Source organism: Agreia sp. (assembly GCF_964263775.1).
Taxonomy (GTDB): Bacteria; Actinomycetota; Actinomycetes; order Actinomycetales; family Microbacteriaceae; genus Agreia.
Map to the genome: position 1 here is coordinate 1 of NZ_CAXVWM010000078.1, position 7,267 is coordinate 7,267.

Genomic DNA, 7,267 nt, shown 5'->3' on the forward strand with positions numbered 1-7,267 from the left:
CTCGCGCCCGCAGCTGCAGGAACGCCTCGGAGACGAGATCGCCGGGGCGATCGAGAGGGGTGTCGACGCGCGCGGAGTGCTGGTCGTTCTCGATGCCCGGCACGACTGTGTTCGAACTCGGGGCCCCCGCCAGACGCGCAGTTCGACCGTCACCGTAGCGAGTCGCGGTACGCTGTCGCAGCCCGCGGAGCGCGCGGAGCTGATGAGTCTGATCGGAGCCACGACGTGAAGAGACGCGACGTGAGCAGACGCGACGTGAGCAGAAGCGCCGTGCACAGACGTGACGTGACACCCGGCGAACCGGGCGTGCAGGGCGGCGCGCAGCCGGCATCCGTTCGTCGTCGCATCCGTTCGTCGAATTCGGCGCCCCGCGTCAGGCTCACGGGCGAGCGCACGCTGATCATGGGAATCCTCAACGTCACCCCCGATTCGTTCAGCGATGGCGGACGCTGGAGCACGCTCGACGCGGCCCTCGAACACGCCGCCGAGCTCACGGCCCAGGGCGCCGACCTCATCGACGTCGGAGGCGAGTCCACCCGCCCGGGCGCAGACCGCGTTGCGGTGGCCGAGGAGCAGCGCCGCGTGCTGCCGCTGGTGCGTGAACTCGCGCGCGGCGGCATCGCGGTGAGCGTCGATACGATGAACGCATCCACGGCGCTTGCGGCCGCCCACGCGGGTGCGGCGGTCATCAACGATGTCTCCGGGGGTCTCGCGGACCCGGATATGACCCGCGTCGCCATCGAGACCGGGCTGCCCTTCGTGGTCATGCACTGGCGCGGGCACAGCGCCGAGATGGCGGCCAAGGCACGCTACTCCGACGTGGTGGCCGATGTGCGGCGCGAGCTCGAGTACCGGGTCGCCGAACTGATCGTGCACGGCGTCGATCCGGCCAAGATCATCGTCGATCCCGGCATCGGGTTCTCGAAGAACGCCGAACACAACTGGGCGCTGCTCGGCAACTACGGCGAGCTGGCGTCGCTCGGTCTTCCGGTGCTGGTCGCGGCGTCGCGCAAGGGCTTTCTGGCCCCGCTGGTCGGCGCGGGCGCAGCTCCGGATGCGCGGGATGCGCCGTCGGCCGTGGTCGCGGCGATCGCGGCGTCGCAGGGCGCCTGGGCCGTGCGCGTGCACAACGTCGCCGAGACGCGCTCGGCCCTCGACGTGGCCGACGCCTGGAGGCGGGGAGCCCGATCATGACCGAACACACCGTGTCGATCGACGAGCTCGACACCCTCACTCTCATCGGCCTCGAAGTGTTCGCGCACCACGGCGTCTTCGACTTCGAACGCGCCGACGGCCAGCTCTTCCTCCTCGACCTCACGGTGTGGCTCGACACGGTCGGCGCCGCAGCGGGCGACGACCTGTCGCAGACCCTGCACTACGGCGAGCTCGCCGCCGAGGTGGCCGAGGCGGCCGCCGCCGAACCCGTCGACCTCATCGAAACGCTCGCGGAACGCATCGCGTCGCTTGTGCTCGCGCATCCGGTCGCTCAGCGCGTGAGCGTCACGGTGCACAAGCCCGACGCGCCGATTGCCGTGCCGTTCGCCGATGTCTCGATCACCATCATCCGGCCGCGCAGCACGCACGCGGCAACCCCGTCATCGAGGGGCGCGCTGTGAGCGCCGAGCAGCCTCAGGGCACGCGGGCCGTACTCGCCTTCGGCAGCAATCTCGGTGAGCGCGACGTAATGATCACCGTTGCCATGGCCGAGGTCGCGGCGCTGGTCGGAGTCACAATGGTCGGCGAATCCAGCCTCTATGAGACGGTCGCCGTGAAGCTGCACGGCGTCGATTTCGACGCGCCCGCCTACCTCAACGCCGTCGTGATCGTGCACACGACCCTCGAGCCGCACGAGCTGCTCGCCGCCCTCAACGAGATCGAACTGCGGCACGGCCGCGTGCGCGACGAGCGCTGGGGCGACCGCACCCTCGACATCGACGTGATCACCTACGGGTCGCTCGAGCAGTGTGACGACACGCTCACCCTGCCGCACCCCCGCGCCTGGCAGCGCGACTTCGTGCTCGCCCCGTGGCTCGAACTCGATGCGGATGCGACGATTCCCGGACGTGGCCGGGTCGACGAGCTGCTCGCCTCGACCGACGACACGGCCCGACGCACAAGCTCGGAGACGATGTGAAGCGCACCACGGCAGTTCCCGTGCTCGCCCTCGCCCTGGGCGGCGCCATCGTCGGTTTTCTCCTGCAGGTCGGGCTGGCCTCCGGCGGACGCCCCATCCTCGTTCCCCCGGTGACCCTGCCGATCACGCTCGCGGCGGCCGGCGCGCTCGTGCTCGCCTTCGCCATTCCGGTGCACCGGGCCGTTCGCGGGCCCGTTCGACGCGAGGTCAATCCGTTCCGCGCGATGCGGGTCGTGGTGCTCGCCAAAGCGTCGAGCCTGGTCGGCAGCCTCGTGGCGGGGTTCGGCCTGGGATGCACGATCTACGTGCTCTCTCGCGCGATCGTTCCCGAGGTCTCGTCGCTCTGGCTGTCGATCGCCAGTGCGGCCGGCGGCATCGTGCTGCTGGTGGCCGGCCTGGTCGCCGAACAACTTCTCGCCCTGCCGCCCGACGACTTCACTCCGGAGGCCTGACATGTCCGATTTGCTGAACGGCGACGTGTCTGGCTCGAAGCGCGTCGAAATGGGCGGGGACTGGCGCCGGGTGAGCCCCAAGTTCATCGGGGTCGAGCTCGTCGGCGTGGCCCTCTTCGGTGCGGTGGCGATCGGCGCCACCCTCGTCTTCTCGCTCACGCGCTGGTTCGCGCAGCCGTTCGGATGGATCCTGGTCGGCGCGGCCGTGCTGGTCACCCTCGTGATGTTCGCCGTCGCTCCTCGTCGAGTGCGCTCCATCGGCTACCAGCTTCGCGACGACGATCTGCTCTTCCGGCGCGGCATCATGTTCCATCGCGTCGTCTCGGTGCCCTACGGCCGCATGCAGCTCATCGACATCAATCGGGGCCCGGTGGCCCGGTTTCTGGGGCTCGCCGAGCTGCGCTTCGTCACGGCCGCGGCGGCGACCGGCGTCACGATCCCCGGCCTCGCCGAGGCCGACGCCGACTCGCTCCGAGACACCCTCGTGTCCCTCGCCGAAACGCGTCGGGCCGGGCTGTGACCGAGCAGGTTTCTCCGCCGCTGCCCGGCGGCGGAGGCTGGCTGCGCCTTCACCCGGCCACGCCCCTGCTCAAGGGCGGCATCGCGCTCATCGCCGTGATCGGCTTTCTTCTCGCCAACCTGCGCGAGCGCCTCATCGAGATGTTCGTGGGCGGGCCCGATGGCGGCGACCTGATCGAGGAGCTCTATCGGCGCGGCCACCTCGGCTGGGCGATCGGCATCGTGCTCGGCGCACTGCTGCTCGGAATCGCGGCGTTCTCCCTGTCGTGGCGCATGCACACCTACCGCATCAACGACGAGGCGGTCGAGGTGCGCAGCGGCATCCTGTTCCGCACCCATCGCCAGGCTCGACTCGATCGCATCCAGGGCATCGCGATCACGCGGCCGTTCATCGCCCGGCTCTTCGGCGCCGCCCGGCTCGAACTGAGCGTCGCCGGACAAGACGCGAAGGTGCAGCTGGCCTACCTGCGCAGCAGCGACGTCGATCGCCTGCGCCACGACATCCTGCTGCTCGCGTCGGCCCGTCGGGCCCACGAGGGGGCCGCGCCCTGGGCCGCGGCAGGCGGTGCGGGGTCTCCGGATGCCGCGGGCCCGGATTCGCGCATCGGCCGGCGGGTGACGGAATTGCTGGCCCCCGAGCTCGATCCGCAGGAGGCTCCGCCGGAATCGGTGGTGCGCATCTCTCCGTTGCGTCTGGCCGGGTCGCTGCTCGCGAGCGGGGCGACCCTGTTCGTGCTGGCGGTCGTCGTCGCGTTGGTCGTCATCGCGGCAACGGGAAGGGAGATCGGTTTCGTCTTCCTCCTTGTGCCCGCCTTTCTCGGCGGCGCCGGGTACTACGTTCGCAAGGTGACCCGGTCGCTGAGGTTCTCGATCGCGGCCACCCCCGACGGCGTTCGCGTCGGGTACGGACTGCTCACCACCTCGAACGACACGCTTCCTCCCGGGCGAATCCATGCGATCGAGGTCTACCAGCCCCTGCTGTGGCGGCCGTTCGACTGGTGGGCCATCCGCATCAACAGGGCAGGCCACGCATCGAGCGGATCGGGCGGCCAGCCGGCGACGACCATGCTGCCCGTCGGAACGCGCGCCGACGTCGACAGGGTCCTCGGCCTTCTCCTTCCCGGGCTGGCCAGCGCCGACACACGGCACCTGATCCTGGCCGGTATGGTCTCCTCCGGCGCGACGCCCGGGTTCGGGGTCGACTTCGTTCCCGCGCCGAGGCGGGGCCGCTGGCTGCGTCCATTCTCGTGGCGACGAACCGGCTACGCCCTCGCGGGCGACACGGTACTGCTGCGCAAGGGGCTCGTGTGGCGACAGCTCGTCGCGGTGCCGGCGGCACGCATCCAGAGCATTCACCTCGACCAGGGACCGCTCGCGCGTGCCCTCGACCTCTGCACGCTGACGCTCGACACCGTCGCGGGCCCCGTGTCTGCGAGCCTGTCGGCGCTCGACAGGGCAGGGTCGATCACGGCGTTCGACGCCGTCAGCCGCGCGGCGACGGCCGCGGGAGCGCTCGAAGACGGGTCGCACGGGTCACGGGGCTCTCATGAGTTGGCCGAACCGACGAATGAGCATGTCGACCAGGCCGCAATCCAGCCGTCACAACCCGAGAGCGACCGATGAATCCTGCAGAACGAAGCGGCCGTCTCGGCATCGGCATCATCGGCGCAGGACGGGTCGGGCCTATTCTCGGGGCGGCGCTCGCCGGTGCGGGCCACGCCCTCGTGGGGGTCGCCGCGATCTCGGCCGAGAGTCGCGAGCGCGCCGACGCCATCCTTCCCAGCGTGCCGATCCTCGAGATCCCCCAGCTCATCGAACGCAGCGAGCTGGTCATCCTCGCCGTTCCGCAGGCAGAACTCGCCACCCTCGTGCAGGGCCTCGCAGACACCGGAAGCTGGCAGGCAGGCCAGCTCGTTCTGCACACGGCGCCCGGAGTCGGGGTGGCCGTGCTCGCGCCTGCGCTCGCCCAGGGGGCGATCCCCCTCGCGGTGCACCCGGCCATGCAGTTCACCGGGTCGAGCGTCGACATCGCGCGGCTCGTGGGCACCTGGTTCGCGGTGACCGCGCCGGCCCCCGTCCTTCCCATCGGGCAGGCACTCGTCGTCGAGATGGGCGGCGAACCGGTCGTGGTCGCCGAGAAGGATCGGGCAGCGTATGCCGAGGCGATCGAGACCGCGACGAGCTTCTCGAGCGCCATCGTCGACCAGGCAACGAGCCTGCTGTCGTCGATCGGGGTTTTGGCACCCGGGCTGGTGCTCGGCCCACTTGTGCGCTCGGCCGTCGAGAACGCCCTGCACCGCGCTCGCGGAGACGACACCGGGGCGCACTTCGACTCGATCGGCGGCTGAGCGGCGGGCTGAGCGGCGAGCTGAGCGGTGGGTCGTGCGACAGGGTGTGCGGCGGGCCGCCCGGCTGCGACGAGGCACTAGCATCGAGGATGGCGGCGAGCGGAACCTGGGCCCGTCGTCACGATTCGAGGAGTTCGTGTGACCGAAACAGCCGATACGATCGCGGGCGTTCGAACCCTGATCAGCGAGGCCAAGTCGGCCCTGGCGGCGAGTGGAATCGCCGAGCCCACGGTCTCGCTCGTTCCCACGATGGGTGCGCTGCACGACGGTCACCTCGCCCTGGTCGAGAGGGCGCGAAAGTCGGGAAACATCGTGGTGGTATCGGTTTTCGTCAATCCCACCCAGTTCTCTGCATCCGAAGACCTTCAGCGCTACCCGCGCGACCTCGAATCCGACCGGGCCATCCTCGATTCCGTGGCCCGCCCCGGCGAGAGCGCAACCATCGTCTTCGCTCCGTCGGTCGACGAGATGTACCCGAACGGCCCGACCCAGACGACGGTCACGGCCGGTCGGTCGGGGTCGAGTTTCGAGGGGCGCAGTCGCGCGGGGCACTTCGACGGCGTGCTCACCGTGGTGGCGAAGCTGCTCAACATCGTGTCTCCCGACACCGTGTTCTTCGGTCGCAAAGACGCCCAACAGGCCTTCCTCGTGGGCCGCATGATCACCGACCTCAATATCGACACGGTCATCGAGGTCGTCGAAACCGTGCGCGAAGACGACGGCCTGGCCCTGTCGAGCCGCAACCGTTTTCTCGGCGACAAGGAGCGTCGCGCATCCCTCGTTCTCTCGCACATGCTCGAGGCGGCCGAGTCCGCAGCAGACCGGGGTATCGACGCGGTCATCGCTGCGGCGCAGTCCGTCGCGATGGGTGAACCGCTCGTTCAGATCGACTACCTCGCGGTCGTCGACCCGGCCACCTTCCTTCCCGTCGATGACGACTTTCGGGGCCGGGCGGTCGTGCTCGTCGCCGCCCGGGTCGGCTCGACGCGGCTCATCGACAACGAGATCATCTACCTGGCCTGAGCGCCGGCGTATCGGCTCCCATTCGGTCGATCCGCGCATGAACGGCCGGCAGCGGCTGGTTCCAGGAGGCGCGGATGCGCCGCGGGCAATGGGTAAACTCTGTTGCGACCCGAGGAGAGATTCGCCCGCATGAGTGACGCACCCGCCCACAGCCCGCTGACCGACGACGAGCTGCGGGCCGAGGTCGCGGAACAGAAGCTCGTGAGGCTCGCCAAGCGCGAGCGACTCATCGCATCCGGGGCCGAGGCCTACCCCGTGTCGGTTCCGATCACGACGACCATCCCCGCGCTCCGCGAGACGTACGGCGCCCTCGTCGCCGACGACACGACCGGCGACATCGTCGGCGTGGCCGGGCGCGTCGTCTTCGCCCGCAACACGGGAAAACTCTGCTTCGCCTCGCTGCAGGCGGGAGACGGCAGTCGCATCCAGGCCATGGTCTCGCTCGCCCAGGTCGGCGAAGAATCGCTGGCCGAGTGGAAAGAACTCGTCGACCTCGGCGACCACGTCTTCGTCTCGGGCGAGGTCATCTCGTCGCGCCGCGGCGAGCTGTCGATCATGGTCGCCGACTGGCAGATCGCGTCGAAGGCCCTGCTGCCTCTGCCCAACCTGCACTCCGAGCTCAGCGAAGAGACCCGGGTGCGCAGTCGGTACCTCGACCTGATCGTTCGCGACCAGGCGCGCGTTCTCGTGCGCACCCGGGCCAAGGCCGTCGCGTCGTTGCGACAGACCTTTGCCGAGCGCGACTACATCGAGGTCGAGACCCCGATGCTGCAGACCATGCACGGCGGCGC

At 69.8% G+C, this 7,267-nt stretch carries 10 protein-coding genes; all 10 read left to right on the forward strand.

All coding sequences use genetic code 11. The annotated features are described in order from the left end of the window. Window positions 1-229 (forward strand): GTP cyclohydrolase I (locus tag ACE5CZ_RS06280; RefSeq protein ID WP_374946480.1); only part of this gene is annotated, 229 nt, incomplete at its 5' end. 173 nt (window positions 230-402) lie between these two features. After that, the gene (gene folP, locus ACE5CZ_RS06285; protein ID WP_374946489.1) at window positions 403-1,194 is read left to right on the forward strand and encodes a dihydropteroate synthase; all 792 of its coding nucleotides are present in this window, start codon (window positions 403-405) and stop codon (window positions 1,192-1,194) included. Next, complete coding sequence (gene folB, locus ACE5CZ_RS06290) at window positions 1,191-1,616, forward strand: dihydroneopterin aldolase (RefSeq protein ID WP_374946481.1); 426 nt, start codon at window positions 1,191-1,193, stop codon at window positions 1,614-1,616. Before folP ends, folB begins: the two co-directional genes overlap by 4 nt. Beyond that, window positions 1,613-2,134, forward strand: coding sequence for a 2-amino-4-hydroxy-6-hydroxymethyldihydropteridine diphosphokinase (folK, locus tag ACE5CZ_RS06295; protein WP_374946482.1), 522 nt, complete (start codon window positions 1,613-1,615; stop codon window positions 2,132-2,134). The genes folB and folK overlap by 4 nt, the downstream gene beginning before the upstream one ends. Further along, entirely contained in the window at window positions 2,131-2,586 is a 456-nt protein-coding gene (locus ACE5CZ_RS06300) for a DUF3180 domain-containing protein (protein WP_374946483.1), read from the forward strand. Before folK ends, ACE5CZ_RS06300 begins: the two co-directional genes overlap by 4 nt. Before the next feature lies 1 nt (window position 2,587). Next, the gene (locus ACE5CZ_RS06305; RefSeq protein ID WP_374946484.1) at window positions 2,588-3,106 is read left to right on the forward strand and encodes a PH domain-containing protein; all 519 of its coding nucleotides are present in this window, start codon (window positions 2,588-2,590) and stop codon (window positions 3,104-3,106) included. Continuing rightward, window positions 3,103-4,728, forward strand: coding sequence for a PH domain-containing protein (locus tag ACE5CZ_RS06310; RefSeq protein WP_374946485.1), 1,626 nt, complete (start codon window positions 3,103-3,105; stop codon window positions 4,726-4,728). Before ACE5CZ_RS06305 ends, ACE5CZ_RS06310 begins: the two co-directional genes overlap by 4 nt. Further along, window positions 4,725-5,453, forward strand: a complete 729-nt coding sequence (locus tag ACE5CZ_RS06315) for a Rossmann-like and DUF2520 domain-containing protein (protein WP_374946486.1) — start codon at window positions 4,725-4,727, stop codon at window positions 5,451-5,453. Before ACE5CZ_RS06310 ends, ACE5CZ_RS06315 begins: the two co-directional genes overlap by 4 nt. Before the next feature lie 138 nt (window positions 5,454-5,591). Next, the gene (panC, locus tag ACE5CZ_RS06320) at window positions 5,592-6,476 is read left to right on the forward strand and encodes a pantoate--beta-alanine ligase (RefSeq protein WP_374946487.1); all 885 of its coding nucleotides are present in this window, start codon (window positions 5,592-5,594) and stop codon (window positions 6,474-6,476) included. 129 nt (window positions 6,477-6,605) lie between these two features. Further along, window positions 6,606-7,267: OB-fold nucleic acid binding domain-containing protein (locus ACE5CZ_RS06325; RefSeq protein ID WP_374946488.1), on the forward strand; the 662-nt coding region annotated here is incomplete at its 3' end.